The sequence below is a fragment of the Shewanella sp. MTB7 genome, assembly GCF_027571385.1.
In the GTDB taxonomy this organism is placed as follows: domain Bacteria; phylum Pseudomonadota; class Gammaproteobacteria; order Enterobacterales; family Shewanellaceae; genus Shewanella.
In genome coordinates this window covers 5,790,001-5,808,653 of record NZ_CP085636.1, presented here as the reverse complement: position 1 = coordinate 5,808,653, position 18,653 = coordinate 5,790,001, and the positions used below count along the sequence as shown (strand labels likewise).

14 protein-coding genes and 2 rRNA genes (1 of these 16 running past the window's edge) are annotated in these 18,653 nt (G+C 42.6%); 10 read left to right on the top strand and 6 right to left on the bottom strand.

All coding sequences use genetic code 11. The annotated features are described in order from the left end of the window. The first annotated feature begins 350 nt into the window (after positions 1-350). Positions 351-653, top strand: a complete 303-nt coding sequence (locus HWQ47_RS25280; protein WP_269968718.1) for a superinfection immunity protein — start codon at positions 351-353, stop codon at positions 651-653. Positions 654-1,701: 1,048 nt separating this feature from the next. On the opposite strand, the gene HWQ47_RS25275 is transcribed toward HWQ47_RS25280, so the two are convergent. Together HWQ47_RS25275 and HWQ47_RS25270 are read right to left on the bottom strand one after the other, a co-directional pair. Continuing rightward, entirely contained in the window at positions 1,702-2,580 is an 879-nt protein-coding gene (locus HWQ47_RS25275; RefSeq protein WP_269968717.1) for a YjjW family glycine radical enzyme activase, read from the bottom strand. Beyond that, positions 2,570-4,123 carry a YjjI family glycine radical enzyme gene (locus tag HWQ47_RS25270; protein WP_269968716.1) on the bottom strand — a complete coding sequence of 518 codons (1,554 nt, stop codon included), beginning with the start codon at positions 4,121-4,123 and terminating at the stop codon, positions 2,570-2,572. The genes HWQ47_RS25275 and HWQ47_RS25270 overlap by 11 nt, the downstream gene beginning before the upstream one ends. 317 nt (positions 4,124-4,440) lie before the next feature. Here HWQ47_RS25270 and acuI point away from each other — a divergent pair, with 317 nt between their 5' ends. Then, on the top strand, positions 4,441-5,421 hold the full coding sequence (gene acuI / locus HWQ47_RS25265) for an acrylyl-CoA reductase (NADPH) (protein WP_269968715.1): 981 nt from the start codon (positions 4,441-4,443) through the stop codon (positions 5,419-5,421). 138 nt (positions 5,422-5,559) lie between these two features. On the opposite strand, the gene HWQ47_RS25260 is transcribed toward acuI, so the two are convergent. Beyond that, positions 5,560-6,477, bottom strand: a complete 918-nt coding sequence (locus tag HWQ47_RS25260; protein ID WP_269968714.1) for a LysR family transcriptional regulator — start codon at positions 6,475-6,477, stop codon at positions 5,560-5,562. 272 nt (positions 6,478-6,749) lie between these two features. On the opposite strand from HWQ47_RS25260, the gene HWQ47_RS25255 reads away from it, so the two are divergent. From HWQ47_RS25255 to HWQ47_RS25245, 3 genes are all read left to right on the top strand, one after another. Beyond that, on the top strand, positions 6,750-8,270 hold the full coding sequence (locus HWQ47_RS25255; protein ID WP_269968713.1) for a flavocytochrome c: 1,521 nt from the start codon (positions 6,750-6,752) through the stop codon (positions 8,268-8,270). Between the two features lie 28 nt (positions 8,271-8,298). Next, entirely contained in the window at positions 8,299-8,652 is a 354-nt protein-coding gene (locus HWQ47_RS25250) for a cytochrome c3 family protein (RefSeq protein WP_269968712.1), read from the top strand. Positions 8,653-9,083: 431 nt separating this feature from the next. Continuing rightward, positions 9,084-10,328 carry a hypothetical protein gene (locus tag HWQ47_RS25245; RefSeq protein WP_269968711.1) on the top strand — a complete coding sequence of 415 codons (1,245 nt, stop codon included), beginning with the start codon at positions 9,084-9,086 and terminating at the stop codon, positions 10,326-10,328. A gap of 65 nt (positions 10,329-10,393) precedes the next feature. Here the strand turns inward: HWQ47_RS25245 and HWQ47_RS25240 are convergent, their stop codons facing one another. After that, positions 10,394-11,263 (bottom strand): LysR family transcriptional regulator, encoded by an 870-nt coding sequence (locus HWQ47_RS25240; protein ID WP_269968710.1) that lies wholly within the window; start codon positions 11,261-11,263, stop codon positions 10,394-10,396. A 121-nt stretch (positions 11,264-11,384) separates the two neighbouring features. On the opposite strand from HWQ47_RS25240, the gene HWQ47_RS25235 reads away from it, so the two are divergent. Next, positions 11,385-12,038 (top strand): TetR/AcrR family transcriptional regulator, encoded by a 654-nt coding sequence (locus HWQ47_RS25235; protein ID WP_269968709.1) that lies wholly within the window; start codon positions 11,385-11,387, stop codon positions 12,036-12,038. On the opposite strand, the gene HWQ47_RS25230 is transcribed toward HWQ47_RS25235, so the two are convergent. Both HWQ47_RS25230 and HWQ47_RS25225 read right to left on the bottom strand, forming a co-directional pair. Continuing rightward, positions 12,039-13,409 carry an ATP-binding protein gene (locus tag HWQ47_RS25230; RefSeq protein ID WP_269968708.1) on the bottom strand — a complete coding sequence of 457 codons (1,371 nt, stop codon included), beginning with the start codon at positions 13,407-13,409 and terminating at the stop codon, positions 12,039-12,041. Next, positions 13,409-14,092, bottom strand: a complete 684-nt coding sequence (locus tag HWQ47_RS25225) for a response regulator (RefSeq protein ID WP_269968707.1) — start codon at positions 14,090-14,092, stop codon at positions 13,409-13,411. Before HWQ47_RS25225 ends, HWQ47_RS25230 begins: the two co-directional genes overlap by 1 nt. Positions 14,093-14,324: 232 nt before the next feature. On the opposite strand from HWQ47_RS25225, the gene HWQ47_RS25220 reads away from it, so the two are divergent. The 4 genes from HWQ47_RS25220 to HWQ47_RS25205 all read left to right on the top strand — a co-directional run. Beyond that, on the top strand, positions 14,325-14,822 hold the full coding sequence (locus HWQ47_RS25220; protein ID WP_269968706.1) for a Spy/CpxP family protein refolding chaperone: 498 nt from the start codon (positions 14,325-14,327) through the stop codon (positions 14,820-14,822). A 90-nt stretch (positions 14,823-14,912) separates the two neighbouring features. Further along, entirely contained in the window at positions 14,913-15,782 is an 870-nt protein-coding gene (fieF, locus tag HWQ47_RS25215; RefSeq protein ID WP_269968705.1) for a cation efflux pump FieF, read from the top strand. Between the two features lie 609 nt (positions 15,783-16,391). Next, positions 16,392-17,944 (top strand): 16S ribosomal RNA (locus HWQ47_RS25210). A gap of 480 nt (positions 17,945-18,424) precedes the next feature. Next, positions 18,425-18,653, top strand: a 23S ribosomal RNA gene (locus HWQ47_RS25205) (it continues 2,691 nt past the right edge of the window). The 16S and 23S rRNA genes sit together here, the layout of an rRNA operon.

The following is an 18,653-nucleotide window of genomic DNA, read 5'->3' as shown; positions in this document are numbered from 1 at the left end:
AACATCCATGTTTTGGAAGCTCGCAGCCGCACCTACACCCGTTTATCTATCTCTTCGATTAAAGTTTTTCGGACTCTGCACTAACACGGAAATGCCCCAAAACGTTTTAATTAGAACAGTCTAGTCAGCTCAATCAAGTTAATATGGCTTTACATTTACCTCTATGGATAGCAGCTCCCAAAACTGCATATATGACAGTTATAAGCTGAGTCTTACCAAATGCCAAAATGGATATTACTTCACTGACGTGATACTAATAACTTGCTAAAATAATTAGAAATATTTTGATTTATCAACATGTGAGGTGACTCTCAGCAGAGTATTTAACTCTTATAAGAAAGGAGAACAATTTGGGAAGTATAGGTATTTTTCAATTACTGATAATTTTGGTTTTATTACCATTGGTATTTTTACCAACTATTATCGCCATCAAGAAAAAACATCCACACAGGATACCGATTATTTTAGTTAATGTATTTGGTGGCTTAGTGGCGGGGAGCGGCTGGCTTATTGCATTAATTTGGTGTTTCATTGAGCCGAGTAAAACATCAACAATTGATGTGGCCTCTCAAATCGAAAAGCTTCACGAATTGAAAGAGAAAGGAATCCTAACTCAAGATGAGTTTGACATGAAAAAGAAAGCGTTACTTTAAATTTCCAGATTTACAAAATGAAATTATAACCTTAAAAAAGCCTCAAAATTGTTTTTTGATGTTGTTTGCCCTAGCGGTAGTGGTTTCTGAGATCTACATTTAGGGAAATGAATTCAATCATGCTTATTGACTACAGTAGTTCAGCGATTACAAATATTTAAGAAATACAAAATGTATTGATCAGCGTAAGAGAATAAGGCTCATAACAAGGTCCTATATGTTTATCTGATTGCAGTCTTTTCCTAATGCCATGGTCATTACCAGAGCTTAAGCTCTAATACGTTTCTGTCCAAAAATTAGCTGAAATCAACAACTTCTATCATTAGAAGTTGAATCGAAGAGATAAACACTCAGGTGTAGGTACGGCAGTGAGCTTCGATGACAGGGATGTCATTGTAGAGACTACAGGGATTGTACTTGCGTCGTCTCACTGAAGTATCTGCACATCAGCCTGCTGCAAGCAATAAATACCAACTCAGTTCTGGTATTCAGCAAATAAACTAAATACCAATCTCGCCCAATGAAACCAACCACAAAGATATTTGAAACTTGCTATCTGGCAAGGATCAATAACTATGCAACCTAAAAGCTTTGGACCACGGAGAACACAGAGGGACACAGAGGATAGCAAAGATTAATAGCCGTACCTTTAAATCTCCAGCTGTTCTCCGTGAATTCCGTGTAGCGAAGCACAAACGTCCCTATTTAACAGCCAGTTCTACAACTCCTGTATCTCGTTCATAAGCTTATGGCTTCGTCATATTCACCGTGGTGAGAATGGCTTCTGAACAAAGGGATCGTAGTCAATTTACTCAAATCGAAGAGATGACAACTGGGTGTGAATGCGGCTGTGACCTTCGGTTTCAAGGATGAAACCGTAGAGCGTATAGGGACATATTTACAGCGAGTCACAGAAGTATTTACACATGCAGCCTGCTGCAAGCAATAAACAACAATGAAGCTGTGGCCTCCTATCAATAAACTAAGTACTCATGCAACCCAATGAACCCAACTCTAGAAAGAGACTTAGAACTTGTTATCTGACAAGTTAAAGATAAATACTAGGTAAAACTAAGTTACCCACACCCCGTTGGGATAATGCAGAAGCTAACAGTTTCATCTGCTCCTCACTGCAAGTGCCCCATTGGCGGGCTTCGCCTGTTACTCCGTGGTGTTGAAAGGCGTTGAGTTTGACTCGAACGCTGTTAGGTAACTGCTTAAGGTAGGTTGCGACGGCTTCTATCTCTGAGTCGAAGTCACTGATCCCCGGGATATGTAACAGGCGTACTTCGTACAGCTTTCCGTGTTCGGCTAAGAGTCTGAGTGATTGAAATACTCTGTGGTGGTCACGCCCCGTGATATATCGATGTGTTTCCTCCTGCCAAGCTTTTAGATCGATCATCGCGCTATCAAGATAAGGGAGCAATTTATGCCAGCCATTGATGCTTAAGCTGCCATTAGTATCGAGCATACAAGTAAGATGACTTAACTCTTTATTGGATTTAATAGCTTTAAATAGTTCTATAATAAAGGCAAGCTGCAGACTTGCTTCGCCGCCACTGATTGTGATGCCGTTGATAAAGTGTCGTTGGTTGTGGATCAGAACTAAGAGGTCTTCAACACTGTACTGACGTGTTTTGGGGCTCGACTGCTTTGGGCAAACCGATAAACAGGTGTCACATTGAGTGCAAGGTTCACTATCCCAGTCTATTCGAGACGTACCTTCTGTCGTCACTAACGTCAGTGCCTGTGTTGGGCAAGTGGGAACACAGTCGCCACAATGATCACACAGATCTATGGTGTGAGGGTTGTGGCAGTTCTTACAGTTGTAATTGCACCCTTGCAGGAAGATAACGAGCCTGCTGCCAGGCCCGTCAACACAAGAGAAGGGCTGTATCTGACTGACGGTTGCCAGTTTATTTTGCATAGTTAGGGGATAACTCTTGGGCTACAACTCTAGGTTTACGGTTCAACATGCCAGTATTTGCAGCCGCTTCGGCGCCTAACCCCGTGGTATTGGTACGAGATCCTTGCTGTTTAAAGGCTGCGATATCGGAGAGCTTGATCATGTAACCCGTTACTCGGACCAGATCGTTGGATGCGACGTTAGCGGTAAACTCTCGGAACCCTAAGCTTAATGCGCCTTTGCAAAGTTGGAACATGGCTTGTGGATTGGATTTGACTGTTTCATCAATGGTGAGAATGTCACTGATCCCTGAGGTGTAATATTGATGATGTTCGGCTAAGGCTTGAATGTGGGCTATCGGGTTGGGCTCTGATCCGTAAGGAATACGAACGCCGGGAGTGACATCTTTATCTAAACTAATTCCACCTTGTGAATGTAGCAAGGCGCGACCATGATAGCCGTAGGTGACTGGCGTCGACTTAATTATCGTATCCAGCGCTTTAGAGATGCGGTGCCCAAGCTTATTTGCGGCTTGATTGTGACCATAGTATTGACTCGGTTTATCTAAGCTGTCTTCGGTTATTTCTGGGTTGCCTTGCAGGATATTGACCGCTTCTGCCATACCATAAATACCAAACATAGGTGCGAAACGGGACTCTTCGATTAACCCCTCTTTGACTAAAAAGCTATTGAAAAAATTGGACTCTTCATGGAGGAACCTTGCCCGAGACTCTATCAATTCATAGGTTAATTGACAGTAGTGAGGCAAGGTGTTGGCGAAGAAGTCTTCTATATTCAGCGCCTTTAATGCCACTTGTTTGAGGTTGAGACGGACTAACGTGTTTGCACCTCCAGCTAAGGGCAGTGAGTTATAACAGCTGACAATACCGAAGCCTTGGCCATCATAAGCGTTGGCGTGAATAGGGTAGTTGGCGATGTGAGGTTTGCTGCATTCACAAATGTTGCTTGCGGCAATCTGCAGCAATTCATCTGGGGTAATATCAGGATCGTACATAAAAGTTAGGTTTGGTGCGATCTGCTTGAGCTCAGCATCAATTCGTAAAATCGTACGACAGATAATGTTATCGCTTGGGCCAATGTTTACGTGCATAAAAGCGTCTGAAAGGGTTCTATCTAACATTATCCAGAAAAGCTTGAGCTTACGGTAAATACTTTCGGCGTCAATGCCATCAGTGTAAGGCAGTAAGATGTCATCTAATTGACCTAGGTAAACCGGAATGCTAGTTACCGAGGGGACATGGTGATAAATGATGGTTAATGCGTTAAGGGCTTCATCAAAGTCTTGTACTGGGCTTAGTTCTAAATATTGTGAACCTTGCTGCAGGAATTTCACGTAATCAGGCAGCACATATCGAGGTTTAAAAGGTGCGTGTCCTTCAAACATATCACAGATAATGCCAGCCTCCTTTGCTTGGTTGACCGCTATAGAGATGGACAAATAAGGTAAGCTAGCTTCCGCTGCTAACGCTAAATAGTTTGATTTTTGTTTTGGGGATAGATTTGGGTCGCTAATGATCTGAACTAGGTTATCTTGAAAAGCCATCAGGCAATGTCCATTAAAATAGTATGGTTAATTTTACTCGCTAATAAATGCTTTCATAAAGTGAAAAACAGTTAAGTCTACTTTTCGAAAAGGGAAATCCCTAGGGGGAAATCTCATTTATGTTCGAGTCGAGTGTTAAGAGCAAACTTTTTAGTTGCATAGTCAAAGCGAGGGGTATCTTCACTATCTTATGTTATAAATTCAAATGTGCAGCTTTATAATATGCATTGTACGCATTAACTTAATGCACATAATGCACTTCAGTCATAACCATTGTTCCATTATCATGTCACTTCATCATTTTAGAGAGGTTCACCATGTTCAACGCACTTATATTAACCCAAGAGGGTAAATCTACCCTGGCAAATGTTGGTCAACTTCAGGTATCAGATCTGCCAGAAGGTGAGGTGTTGGTGGATGTTTCATGCTCATCACTGAACTACAAAGATGGCCTAGCGGTGACCGGCATTGGTAGGATTATACGTAATTTCCCTATGGTGCCGGGTATCGATTTTGCTGGTGTTGTCATTGAATCTTCTGATCTTCGCTATAAGGCGGGCGATCGAGTGATTCTTACAGGTTGGGGAGTGGGAGAAAACCATTGGGGCGGCATGGCTGAGAAAGCCCGCGTAAACGCAGATTGGTTAGTGCCGATGCCTGAAGCTTGTGACGCCGAAAAGGCGATGATGATAGGCACTGCTGGCTTAACAGCTATGCTATGTGTACAGGCGCTTCAGGAGGCTAATGTTAAACCTGAATCAGGTGATATATTGGTAACAGGAGCCAGTGGTGGTGTGGGATCTGTGGCCGTTACCTTATTGGCACGACTTGGTTATAAGGTCGTTGCTTGTACTGGTCGAGTTGAAGAAAACAGCGAACTACTTCGTTCACTGGGTGCTTCAGAGGTGATAGAGCGTAGCGAGTTAGAACAAGATGCTCGACCGCTTGAAAAGCAACGTTGGGCAGGTGTGGTTGATACTGTGGGTAATAAAGTGCTCGCTACAGCTTTAGCACAAATGAACTATGGCGGCGCTGCTGCAATATGCGGTCTTGCTGGTGGCTTTGCACTACCAACGACTGTGATGCCATTTATTCTCCGTGGCGTACGCTTATTGGGTGTTGATTCTGTTTCTTGTCCGTTTGAAAAACGCCAAGCAGCTTGGAAACAAGTATTAGACTTGCTACCTGAAAGCTACTACCAACAAGCTGGCCAAACGATCACGCTTGATCAAGTGCCTGAGTTTGCAAGTAAGATAGTTAAAGGCCAAGTGACTGGTCGAGTATTAGTAAAGCTTTAATACCAATCAGAGTAAATATCTGCTCACGCTTACTGAAGCCCTGCCATCTAGTGGGGCTTTTTTGTATAGGTATATACTTATCCCCGAACACCATGGATGGTGTAGGAGGGGGCTTGTGTCTGGAATTCTTATGCCTATTTAAGCCTTAAGTAGCCTGCGTATTGAGCGACAGATCTCACCTCTTAACCACTGCTGTGCTTTATCTAATTCAGTTCTTGAATGCCAAAACAGGTTGTAATCTAACGCTGGAATATCAAAAGGGAGGGGTTTGATTCTTAACTTATGTTTAGTGGCGGCAAGTTCGGCCATACCCGCTGGTAGGGTGATAATAGCTGGGTGAAACAGTAATAGGGCTAATGCGCTATCAAAGTGTGGGGTACGCAATAGCTCATCTCTTGGTGGGTAACTAGCAATGGCTGCGTCGAGTAAGGCTTTTACTCCATCGCTTATTGCTATTGTTGCATGAGGAAAATGCAGATAATCCTCTAAGGTTAAAATTTGGTTGGCAAGTGGATGCTCTGAAGATAGTAGGCAGCTGACGCCGACTTTTCCCAGAAACTCTTGATTCAGTTGTTGTGTTTGCCCTATGGCACGGCAGATCGCCATATCAGCACCTTGAACACTAAGCTGCGATTGTAGCTCTCTATGTTGTACCGGGATGATCTCCAATTTGATATTCGGTGCCTTGGAATAGATATCTGGCAGAATGAAAGGGATAAGTGCTTGCATCGCATAATCTGTCACTGCAATGGTAAAGTGCTGATGGCATTCGTTGGGAACGAAAGCTCGCGGACTGAGCATCTCGATCAACAGCCCCGTTGGTTGTTGCAGTTGTTGGTAACAATCTAGGGCAAATTGTGTCGGTACTAATTTTTGTCCTACGCGGGAAAACAGTGGGTCATCAAGCATTTCACGTAGACGAGACAAAATACGGCTGGTGGCCGATTGACTTAAATGTAAGCGCTTAGCAGCCTGAGTGACACTGCACTCTTCAACCAAAATCTGTAGTGCGATAAGCAAGCTTAAGTCTTGCCGATAGATATCTTCTAGTTCCATATCCAATTGGTCATTTTTAGATAATTCAATACCCACAGTTTATCAGTTCTTGCCTGAACCATGCTTGTTTTCCATGACCCTTAGTCTGCATCCAATTTTGGAATTCATTCCTATATGCTACTAAAGTAGTGAAGTTGGAGTATTTTAGACTTAACTTCAATTTATTAAATCTAATCGTTTTCATTAAATGAAATTGGTGTCGTATTCCCATTTTGGAATTCATTCCAGCTCTATAATTTTTAGGTCAAATAAAATAACAAGGGTGATGACAGATGAGTACAAATAATCTGCTTGGGCGCCGTAATTTCATTAAAGGAATAGGAGCGGCTGCTGGTGTAGCTATTGCCGCACCTGCTATGGCTCTTTCTGAAAAAGCGGACGGCATTAAATGGGACAAAGAAGTTGAAGTCCTTATTGTAGGATCAGGTTTTGCGGGTTTAGCGGCGGCGATAGAAGCCACGCGTAAAGGCGCAAAAGATGTACACGTTTTCGAGAAAATGTCTTACTTTGGTGGTAACTCTGTCATCAACGGTGGTCTGTTTGCCGCCCCTGAGACACCAATGCAAAAGAAAGAAGGCGTGGTCGATTCAGTAGAAGCTATGGTTCAGGATCAAGTGAATGCCGGTCGTGGTATTGCTTATGTGGAGCTGTTACGCCACATAGCGGGACACGCCATGGAAGCATTACAGATGACCTTAGATGTGGGATCTGAATACCACCCGTATCTACAGCAGTTAGGTGGGCACTCTGTTGCTCGTACTTACCAGACAACAGTAAGCTGTGGCGCGGGTATTATTCAGCCATTGTTGAAAGAGTGCCGTAAAATTGGTGTTCACACCCATAACCGCACCAAGTTTGAAGGCTTCATCCAAGATGAAAAGAGTGCTGTTATCGGCGTGCAAATGCGTGATAACTACTATTTCGATGGAGATCAACCAGGTAAAGTTATCAACATTCGCGTGAAGCGTGGTGTGATTATGGCGACTGGTGGTTTTGCGCAGAACATAGACTTACGTATGGCACAAGATCCTACCTTAACGGCTGAAGTTGGCTGTACTAATGCTCCTGGTGCAACGGGTGAAGGTATGTACCAGATGTTCCGTTTGGGCGCTATCCCAGTACATTTGGCTCATATCCAGTCAGGTCCTTGGGCGTCGCCAGATGAAGGTGGTTTTGGCTATGTGTCTAACTACTCAATTTTCAATTTCCCTCATTCAGTAGCGATTGACCGTTTAACCGGCAAGCGTTTTATGAACGAAATTGCTGATCGTAAGACACGTGCCGATGCGGAATTAAACTGTCGTGATGCCAATGGTGACGCACTGCCACCTATTATGATCACCAGCTACAAACATTCGAAGAAGCATCCGAATACTAAGAAAGTTATTAAGTACAATGTCGGTTGGAAGTTTGACTCTATCGAAGAGTTAGCCAAGCATTTCGATGTGCCGCTAAAGCCGCTGAAAGCACAGATCGCTGAGTACAACAGCTATGTGAAATCAGGTGTTGATCCGCAGTTCGGTAAGATCATGACGGAAGCTAAAGATAAGTATATCGAAGCACCATTTACCGTGGTTCGACTATGGCCGAAAGTGCATTACTGTCAAGGTGGTGTTCAGATCAATACTAAAGCTGAAGTCCAAGACAGTCTGACTGGTAAGCCAATTAAAGGCTTATACGCTGCGGGTGAAGTGACTGGTGGTATTCATGGTATGAGCCGTTTAGGAAGTTGCTCTATTCCAGAATGTATGGTTATGGGTATGACTGCAGCACGCAGCATCATGAAAGCCTAAATCAGCCAGTTAATAAGAGGAATGAGTAATGATTAAATTAAAAGCTGTATTAGCGTTAGCATTTGGTTGCTTATTAACGCTATCTGCTCAGGCGGTTGAGCAACGTGACTATCATAAAGAAGTGATTGGCAAGGATTGTAAGGCGTGCCATGACAATGGCATTAAGCAGTTCCCTTCAGATCAAGCTTGTTTACAATGTCATGATGTTGATGACTTAGCCGAGCAAACTGCTCGTAGTGAAGAGGACAAGTGGCAGAATCCACACAACAACCTACATTACGGCAAAGAGCTACCTTGTGTAGAGTGTCATGGTGAACATGTAGCTAAGAAGCCTATCTGTAGTGACTGTCATACATTTAAGTATGATAAGCATCAAGAGTAGTCTTATACATGTTAGTACATGGTGATGTTTTTATTCTCTCAATGTCTGCGGCAATCAATTTTGCAAAATAGATTGTGAATTTTAACATAATGATATTGTTGTTTCTTACTCCCTGCAAAGAATAGTTTGCAACAATGTGATGCTTAGTGAATAGACCTCCTTATTTATTTGGGAGGTTTTTTATTTATTCAGTTGAAACGTTTTATTGTTAATTAGCAAAATAAAATTCAAATGAGATATTAACTCCAACTTTAAAGCATAAGAATTTGTTTATATTGACATTTAATGTTCAATTGTTATTTATCTATTCTAGCTGGTTATCTGTACCTATATTTCTTTGTGCAGTGCTTCTGTCTAATAATTATCTTGATATTATCAATAATAATACAGGGTAATTGTTAATACTTTCTTGTGTGAAATTTGGTGGTAATATGAGTAAAAAGATATTGTTAACTGCATTGTTTTTCTCTAGTGGTGTTGTTGCAACTGATATTCCGGACTTTCTTGATCCGAGTGAAATAAATGGAGCCGAATTTAAATGTTTAGGTGAAGAACCTAAATACAGTGAGGGTGACCAAAAGTATATTGATACCTTATGGGATGAGACCTTAACGTATCTCAAAGCCTATGCTATTGCATTGACGAATGATGAAGGTAGTGATTGCTTGAATTCAGATGTCGCATTGGTTGATTCAACCGAAGGCGGTCAAAGCATATGTGTTATGGATCGACGTGACATGAAGTTGGTGGTGAAAAACATCCATCAAGTGCTCAATAATGCTGATAAAGCGAAAAAGTGTTTCGGAGCTCGCGAAGAGGTTAACTGGATTTATAGTCCTGGAGGGGAATTAACTGAGAATTCTCCAGTTGCTCAATGGATTAACCGTACCACCTTTACCGAGTTTTTTGATAAGAAAGTGACCGACACCGATGTGAAGCAATACGGTAATCGTTTTACTGAAAACTTCTACAAAATGGTGACGGGCAACGAAATCAAGATGCCAGTTGTTTTCCCCTATGATATTAGTGCTAATTCATTACCTAACCTTTGGGCATCGGCGGGCTGGTTCCCAATGTATGCAGAAGAGAGTAAGCGTAATGATAAGAACTTTGACAATATTCGTGGTGGCTATGCTTATGCAGAAATTTTCGGTCACTGGGGCTTACTGCGTGTTGATGCAATCAATGGCGAGAAAGTGGGTGCTGAAGTCGGTATGACAGTACAAGTGGTTGATACTTTATATCCATTCCATAATCATGCTATTTCTGAGATGTATTACAACATGCGTGTGCCTGCATGTACTAATCAATTCAAAACGATGGCAATTCGTGAAGATTCTCCATTGGTGAAAACGATTAAAGAAGATGACAAGATGCGTCGAGTTCAGTTTGATGCCGGTCAACATAACTCACAAACCATGTGGTTATCAGGCAGCGTAGAACAAGATCCTCTGATCTACTTCCATCAAAATACGATCCACGCATTTGATGTGGATGGCAGCTGTGAAGCCAAACCGGAAGAGCGGGCAATAGTGTCAGTTTGGGTACGTAGTAATGCACATGATACCCGCAATGATTACGGCAACACATTATTATGTGAATCAGCAAAGAATCCAGGCACTCCTGCAAAGCGCGGTGAAGTTATTCAATGTGATTTAACCAAGGTTAAATGGTAATAGTTGGATAGATACAGATGACAGGTGCTCTCCCTGTCATCTGAGTCTAAAACTGTTTTGTTGCGTTAATTTTTGTTTTGTACTGCTAACTCTTCCACATTGGCTTTTATTAAGGTGACTAACTGTAATGTGGTTTCAGTTTGCGTATCAGGGTTAAAATATAATGATTCATTGAACACTGGTAATACAGGTAAATCATGTTCAACGGGATCCAGTATTTGCATTTTGTTGTTAATACGAAACTCAGCAATGGGAGCTATTGCTAGATCATTTTCCACCGCCATACATAGCGCCTGAGGTGATGGAGTTGATAGTAATACATTAATGGGTCTCATAGACAGTTGATGGTTTGCAAAAACCTGAGCGCGTATGGGGCAATTTTCTGGGTAAAGAGCCATAGGAATTGTGTCACGCAGATGAGCGTTGCCATGTTTAGCTGCTACCCAATGAAAACGGCGTTCAAACAGTAGCTCTCCTTTCGTTGGAGGTTGCCAGTGTGTCGCGACAATAAGATCAAACTCCCCTTGATGAAGACGTTTATACAAGTTGCCACTGACATCTGTGTCGATAACGAGCTCAATGCAGGTGAACTCACGAATAAACTCAATTAAACAACTGCTTAAGTAACGAGATATGTAATCTGTGGGTACCCCCAATCGTATTACTTTACGATTTTGACATACTTTAAGCTCATCAATGGCTTGAGAGCTTAGTTGCATCATCTTATAGGCGTAGTTTAGCAGTGTTCTTCCTGAATCGGTTAACGTCACACCTTTATTATCTCTCAATAGCAAAGATTGGCCGACAATATCTTCTAATTTTTTGATTTGTAGGCTTACTGCTGATTGTGTTCGGTGTAGCCTCTCTGCAGCCTTAGAGAGGTTTCCACACTCAACAATGGCAATAAAACTCTCTAACAGTTCAATTTTTAACATGGGCTATTACATTAATTCATAGTGATATCATTATTACTCAATATCCCGTCGCTTGATAACTTGATATTTTATGAGTGTGAAGTCGAATTAATATTAATGTTGAAAGTGTGAAGAGGTCGATATGAGTAATTGGATGCAGCGAGAACGTTATTTAACTGAGGTTGCTGAGCGTTGTCTACGTGGGCATAAGAGTTTTGATTTATGCCGTTCGCACTTAGTTAATGCTAGTCAGATTTCGAAAGGGACGATTTATAATCACTTTCCTACAGAAGCTGATCTAGTGGTGTCTGTTGCCACTGCTCATTATCATCGATGGCTTGCAAGAACTGAGATTGACCAAATAGAACAGACAGATCCTCTAATGCGCTTCCTAATGCATCATTGCTGGTGTTTAAGGGATGATTTGTTGTATCAAAGATTCATTATTGCCCGTGTGATGCCAAATACTGAACTACACGAGCTAGCTACTTTAGCAAACCGTGTTTCGTTTGAAGATGTGTATCAAACATATAAGAATTGGAACAATGAATTGATCAAAGAAATAGGAGTCGTCCAAGGTTTTGATCGAGGAGAGTTAGTTGCAAATTATCTGCGTGGTGCTCAGATTAACTGTGATGATGCGGGCAAGGATTATGACGATGCAAACCTTTATTATCAGTTTAGTTATGCGTTAACTCACTTGATGGGACATTCTGATAAACGTATTCCAGATCAAGCCTATTTTGAACAGTGGTTATTAAACCTTGATGAGCAGGACGTCGTTAAGGCGGCATAACTAGATCGTGGGTAAATTTATGGTTACTTTCAGTCCATGAGGTAGGATGTTACTCGCTGAAATCTGACCTTGATGAGCTAAAATAGCCGCTTCGGCAATAGCTAACCCTAGTCCCCAGCCTCCTGACTCTCGCTCTCGAGCACTTTGAGGGCGATAAAAAGGTTTAAAAATAGCCTTTAGATCTTGTTCATTCTCTATCCCTGGGCCATCGTCAATGATCTTAATACTCACTTTACCTTGAGTTTCAATTACTTGAATGAAAACACTGGAATTAGAATAACGGATCGCATTTCGAAGTAAGTTTTCAATGGCTCTTGATAAAGGTCTTGGGTAGAGTGGCAGTTCAATCTCTTCACTGATATCGATCGACAGGCTCTTCTGTTGCTGCTCCGCCTCGAACTCTGCATCATCTAAAACTTGGCCCAATGTTTCTGCTAAGCCAAGATGCTTTTTATTCTCGTTAGCATTGAGTTTGACCTTAGATAATTCCAATAACTCAGCAATCATCTTCTCAAGTAGCTCAGCTTCATAACCTATACGATCGATCTCAGCTGACTCATGGCCTTTTTTACGTGAGAGTGCTAATGCAAGCTGTAAGCGAGTCAAAGGAGTTCGAAGCTCATGTGAAATGTCGCTAATCAGCCTCTGTTGGTTATTAACCATATTTTCAACAGAATCAGCCATGCTATTAAATGCCTGAGCGAGCTGACCTATTTCGTCTTTCCGCTTGGTTGTTCCCTTGTCAACTCTGCTGGTTAAGTTGCCATTTGCTAAGGCATTGGCACTCAGCTTCAAGGTTCGTAAGGGTTTACCTAGATGCCAGGCAAGCAAGCCACAAAGTAAGCCCGATAATGTTATTGCTAAAGCTAAGGTGAGCAGTTTGTTCTCAGCAAGAAAAAAGAACCAAGGCCTAGGATGGTGATCATCAAATCGTCCATAAAGAGAGTATTGCTCCCCGGAGACTTCAAAGTTATAAGGACCGAAGAGGAGCTCGTTCTTAAACTGATGACTGATAGGTTGATTTGCTTCTTCAGCCATCAACATAAAGCGGCGCATACTGCGAGAGACCTTGTTGGTATTGAGTACACGACCTTGATTATTGACTAAATATAAGCGGACGGGTTTACCCTTAAAATCTCGACGATGATTCAGACGTTTAAGGTTAGATGTTTTAAGTAGGTTAGGCTCATTACTAATACGATTCGCTAGCCTTGCAAGCAGATCTTCTAAATGTGGTGGCAGAGGCGCACGGTCGTGATTTTGTTGTAATAACGGTAGTAAGCCAACCGCGGCTATAATAATCGAGCTGCAAAGCCAAAATCCAAGCAGTAACTTAATGAATATTCGATTAGGGATTCTATCCTGTGACATTATGGAAGCCAAATGTAGCCTTTACCTCTAATGGTTTTGACCCTAGGACGCCCATCTGCACGTTCAGGTAGCTTTTTTCGTAAGTTAGAAAGGTGCATATCTAAACTGCGATCGAAGGGCATTAGCTTTTTGCCCAATACTTTCTCACTTAACATCTCTTTACTGATGAGTTCACCACCATTTTGCAGCATCTCAAACAGCAGACCAAATTCGGTGCCAGTTAAAATCAGCAACATGTCTTGGCAATAAACTTCTAGTCTGCTGGGATCTAGCTTAATATCGCCATATTCGTGAATACTAGATTGGATCTCATCGGCTTGTATATTGGTACGACGAATAATGGCCTTAATGCGAGCAACAAGTTCTCTGTCATTAAATGGTTTTGGCAGATAATCATCAGCCCCTATCTCGAGCCCTACGACGCGATCAATCTCATCACCTCTAGCAGTTAACATAAGGACTGGGGTTTGCTTTTTGCTTCTTAAGGCTTTTAACACCTCGAATCCATTGAGTTTAGGTAGCATCACATCGAGCAAAATCAGATCGAATTTCTGCTCGAGGGCTAATGTTAAGCCTGCTTCGCCATCATGGGCTAAGGTCAACTGAAAACCTTCGAGTTCTAAAAGTTGTCCTAACAATTCCGATAAGCCTAAATCATCATCAATCAATAAAATATGGTTCATTGCTAACTTTGCCCTCACATTGGATGCATTCAGGACGAGTATACCCCTTTAGATGTCAATTGCAGTTTATCAATGTAAGTCTAGGTAAATACCGCTTATTTAGGATAAAGAAATAGGTCTATACATTATATTTACAGTGTTTTACGAAACTAGAACCTTGCCTTACATTGAGCTCGTTACACTAGGTTGTGAAAATGGCGAGAGCGTTCTCCCCTTAAATTGATGAGGTTAAATGATGAAAAACAATACTTTCAAGGCAGGATTACTTGCCATATTAGCAAGTACAGCATTAATGACATCAACTGTATACGCTGGAGATGCTCACGAGCATAAAGAGCGAGCACACCACATGAAGAATGAACGTATGGGGCATCATGGTGACATTCGTAAGATGTTTAGAGGATTAGATCTCACTGATGGTCAAAAAGCAGAGATCAAGACATTAATAAAAGATCAAAGAACATCCATGGTAGGAGATCGCCCTTCTAAAGATGATCGTAAACAACATAAAGCAGAGTTTTTGGCTCTGATCAGTGCCGATAACTTTGATGAAGCAAAGGCGCGAGAGCTTATTGAACAGAAGCAGCAAAACCGTCAAGCTAAAGGTGTTGCTATGTTGAAAGTACAGAATGCGATATATCAACTGCTGACACCTGAGCAGAAAGTAAAATTTCAAAATAAGCTTGAAAGTAGACATCATAAGAAAGGCGAAGATAAAGCTGCTCACTAAGGGTCGGCTTTTCTCTATGATTTACGATACACTTAGGATCAACTTCCTCCCTGCTATTAGATAGTAATAAGTTAGTAGTAATGTGATTCTATGACCCAAACTTCCCAATACGATTTCTGGGTCAAGTTAGCGAGCCGCGCTGCTGTGGCAACTGCCTTGACCCTTGTTATTATAAAAATGGCTGCCTGGCTTTATTCTGGCTCTGCCAGTATGTTAGCTTCTTTGATTGACTCTTTTGCTGATGGACTTGCTTCATTAGTTAATTTTGTGGCTATCCGTTATGCAATCGTTCCGGCTGATCACGATCATCGTTATGGTCACGGTAAAGCTGAGCCCTTAGCTGCCTTAGCACAATCAGCATTTATTTTAGGTTCAGCTTTTTTACTTCTGTTTCATGGTGGGGATCGTTTAATTAATCCTACACCAATCGATCATGCCATGGTCGGTGTCTTGGTTTCCATTATTGCAATATTGCTGACTCTTGCATTAGTTCTTTTGCAGAAGAAGGCGGTGGCGGCAACATCGAGCACAGTGATCGAAGCAGATGCATTGCACTATAAGTCAGATCTTTTCCTCAACGCAGCAGTTCTTCTTGCGCTTGTTCTTGCTCAATATGGTTGGTGGTGGGCTGATGGTCTGTTTGCCGTCCTTATTGCTATTTTCATTGGACAACAAGCATTAGGGTTAGGGTATCGCTCAATACAGTCATTGCTGGATCGTGAATTAGATAATGATACTCGTTTAAAAATTATAGAAATAATGCAAGAGGATCCCCAAGTAAGAGGAATACACGATCTTAGGACTCGAGAATCAGGTAAGACTACCTTTATACAATGTCACTTAGAGCTCGAAGGTTCTTTGAGCTTAAGAGAAGCACATACCATTGCCGATAAAGCAGAAGAAAGGATCCGGACAGTATTCGATGATGTCGAAGTCATTATCCATCAGGACCCGGTATAAAGCGCATAAATATTCACTTATTACTTACCGTTTGTGGATAAGTCAGGGGGTAAGTAGTGGGTATGATGTGTCTAATGAAAGTATCTCGTAAAACAGAGTTTTTTAGTAAAAAAACTCTTGTACTCTGAGTTGATATCCCTATAATGCGCATCCACTGACACGACATCGCCAGTCAGGGTAGAGAGTGGCAAGTTAATTGCTACTTTTAAATCATCATTTATTATGCATCGCAAAGTAAATGATGATTTAAAAGTCTTTTTTAAAAGCGCTTGACGCCAACTACGGAGCGTATATAATACGTCTCCCAAGCCAACGACCTAGCGTCTTACGGCAGTATCTGAAAGATTGATGCTAACGCTCTTTAACAATTCAAAACAAGAAATCTGTGTGGGCACTCACAGGTGTTGAGTTATTCGAAATTGTCTCTTTTGAGGCAATCAAAAATTTACTCAATGAACCACTGAGTGACCATAGCAACGGACTTCAACTTCTTTCGGGAAAATGAGGTTACGGAGCAATAATATGTGAACTTCATGAATCTTCGGGTTTGTGAAAAACAGTATAATTCGTTGAGCCGTTTTACTTCTAACGGAGTAGAACAAAAAACTTTAATTGAAGAGTTTGATCATGGCTCAGATTGAACGCTGGCGGCAGGCCTAACACATGCAAGTCGAGCGGAAACAGGAGAGTAGCTTGCTACTTTTGCTGTCGAGCGGCGGACGGGTGAGTAATGCCTAGATATCTGCCTAGTCGTGGGGGATAACAGTTGGAAACGACTGCTAATACCGCATACGCCCTACGGGGGAAAGGAGGGGACGCACTTTCGAGAGCGCCTTTCGCGATTAGATGAGTCTAGGTGGGATTAGCTAGTAGGTGAGGTAATGGCTCACCTAGGCGACGATCCCTAGCTGGTCTGAGAGGATGATCAGCCACACTGGAACTGAGACACGGTCCAGACTCCTACGGGAGGCAGCAGTGGGGAATATTGCACAATGGGCGAAAGCCTGATGCAGCCATGCCGCGTGTGTGAAGAAGGCCTTCGGGTTGTAAAGCACTTTCAGCGAGGAGGAAAGGTTGTCGTTTAATAAACGACAGCTGTGACGTTACTCGCAGAAGAAGCACCGGCTAACTTCGTGCCAGCAGCCGCGGTAATACGAGGGGTGCAAGCGTTAATCGGAATTACTGGGCGTAAAGCGTACGCAGGCGGTCTGTTAAGCCAGATGTGAAAGCCCCGGCTCAACCTGGGAATTGCATTTGGAACTGACAGACTAGAGTCTTGTAGAGGGGGGTAGAATTTCAGGTGTAGCGGTGAAATGCGTAGAGATCTGAAGGAATACCGGTGGCGAAGGCGGCCCCCTGGACAAAGACTGACGCTCAGGTACGAAAGCGTGGGGAGCAAACAGGATTAGATACCCTGGTAGTCCACGCCGTAAACGATGTCTACTCGGAGTTTGGTAACTTAGTTACTGGGCTCCCAAGCTAACGCATTAAGTAGACCGCCTGGGGAGTACGGCCGCAAGGTTAAAACTCAAATGAATTGACGGGGGCCCGCACAAGCGGTGGAGCATGTGGTTTAATTCGATGCAACGCGAAGAACCTTACCTACTCTTGACATCCACAGAACTTACCAGAGATGGTTTGGTGCCTTCGGGAACTGTGAGACAGGTGCTGCATGGCTGTCGTCAGCTCGTGTTGTGAAATGTTGGGTTAAGTCCCGCAACGAGCGCAACCCTTATCCTTATTTGCCAGCGAGTTATGTCGGGAACTTTAGGAGACTGCCGGTGATAAACCGGAGGAAGGTGGGGACGACGTCAAGTCATCATGGCCCTTACGAGTAGGGCTACACACGTGCTACAATGGTCGGTACAGAGGGTCGCAACGCCGCGAGGTCAAGCTAATCCCACAAAGCCGGTCGTAGTCCGGATCGGAGTCTGCAACTCGACTCCGTGAAGTCGGAATCGCTAGTAATCGTAGATCAGAATGCTACGGTGAATACGTTCCCGGGCCTTGTACACACCGCCCGTCACACCATGGGAGTGGGCTGCACCAGAAGTAGATAGCTTAACCCTTCGGGGAGGGCGTTTACCACGGTGTGGTTCATGACTGGGGTGAAGTCGTAACAAGGTAGCCCTAGGGGAACCTGGGGCTGGATCACCTCCTTACCTATACGACTAACTTAATATTTGTTGAGTGTTCACACAGATAACTTGTTCTTGTTAGAGCGAGAAACACGCCTTTACGGTGATGTTTGTTCTTTAAAAATTTGGAAAGCTGATAGTGTTAATGTGAAAGGGACAGTAAATATCTTATTTGTAAGTGATTTATTGTTAATAGCATTAGCGCGAAAAATAAATAATTGAGTTCTCAAACACTTAAATCAAGTGCCGAAGCATCGACCTTTTATTAGGGAAGTGTTTCAAGAGTATTCTTTTGGCGAAAGTAAACACCATTAGTTGCGATACATCTCGTTCAGACTTACCCGTTTGAACAATAGATAACATTAGCGCAGTCAATGTGATGCTAAGCAAGGCGATAAGGCAAACGAGGAAGGCGTGTAGTTTACTACATAACTGACGAGTGCGACTTATGAACGCAGCATAGTGGCTCAGTGGCAAGCGAAAGAAAACCTATGTGGGTTGTATGGTTAAGTGACTAAGCGTATACGGTGGATGCCTTGGCAGTCAGAGGCGATGAAGGACGTAGTAACTTGCGATAAGCGTTGGCGAGCTAGTAACAAGCAATTGAGCTAACGATGTCCGAATGGGGAAACCCACATGCATAAGCATGTATCATTAACTGAATACATAGGTTAATGAGGCAAACCCGGGGAACTGAAACATCTAAGTACCCGGAGGAAAAGAAATCAACCGA

Bases quoted from the DNA above. Each gene is read 5' to 3' on its own strand.
- HWQ47_RS25275 (WP_269968717.1), bottom strand. From the start codon at position 2,580: ATGCAAAATAAACTGGCAACCGTCAGTCAGATACAGCCCTTCTCTTGT.
- HWQ47_RS25255 (WP_269968713.1), top strand. From the start codon at position 6,750: ATGAGTACAAATAATCTGCTTGGGCGCCGTAATTTCATTAAAGGAATA.
- HWQ47_RS25250 (WP_269968712.1), top strand. From the start codon at position 8,299: ATGATTAAATTAAAAGCTGTATTAGCGTTAGCATTTGGTTGCTTATTA.
- HWQ47_RS25245 (WP_269968711.1), top strand. From the start codon at position 9,084: ATGAGTAAAAAGATATTGTTAACTGCATTGTTTTTCTCTAGTGGTGTT.
- HWQ47_RS25230 (WP_269968708.1), bottom strand. From the start codon at position 13,409: ATGTCACAGGATAGAATCCCTAATCGAATATTCATTAAGTTACTGCTT.
- HWQ47_RS25240 (WP_269968710.1), bottom strand. From the start codon at position 11,263: ATGTTAAAAATTGAACTGTTAGAGAGTTTTATTGCCATTGTTGAGTGT.
- HWQ47_RS25260 (WP_269968714.1), bottom strand. From the start codon at position 6,477: ATGGAACTAGAAGATATCTATCGGCAAGACTTAAGCTTGCTTATCGCA.
- HWQ47_RS25270 (WP_269968716.1), bottom strand. From the start codon at position 4,123: ATGGCTTTTCAAGATAACCTAGTTCAGATCATTAGCGACCCAAATCTA.
- acuI (WP_269968715.1), top strand. From the start codon at position 4,441: ATGTTCAACGCACTTATATTAACCCAAGAGGGTAAATCTACCCTGGCA.
- fieF (WP_269968705.1), top strand. From the start codon at position 14,913: ATGACCCAAACTTCCCAATACGATTTCTGGGTCAAGTTAGCGAGCCGC.
- HWQ47_RS25225 (WP_269968707.1), bottom strand. From the start codon at position 14,092: ATGAACCATATTTTATTGATTGATGATGATTTAGGCTTATCGGAATTG.
- HWQ47_RS25220 (WP_269968706.1), top strand. From the start codon at position 14,325: ATGATGAAAAACAATACTTTCAAGGCAGGATTACTTGCCATATTAGCA.
- HWQ47_RS25235 (WP_269968709.1), top strand. From the start codon at position 11,385: ATGAGTAATTGGATGCAGCGAGAACGTTATTTAACTGAGGTTGCTGAG.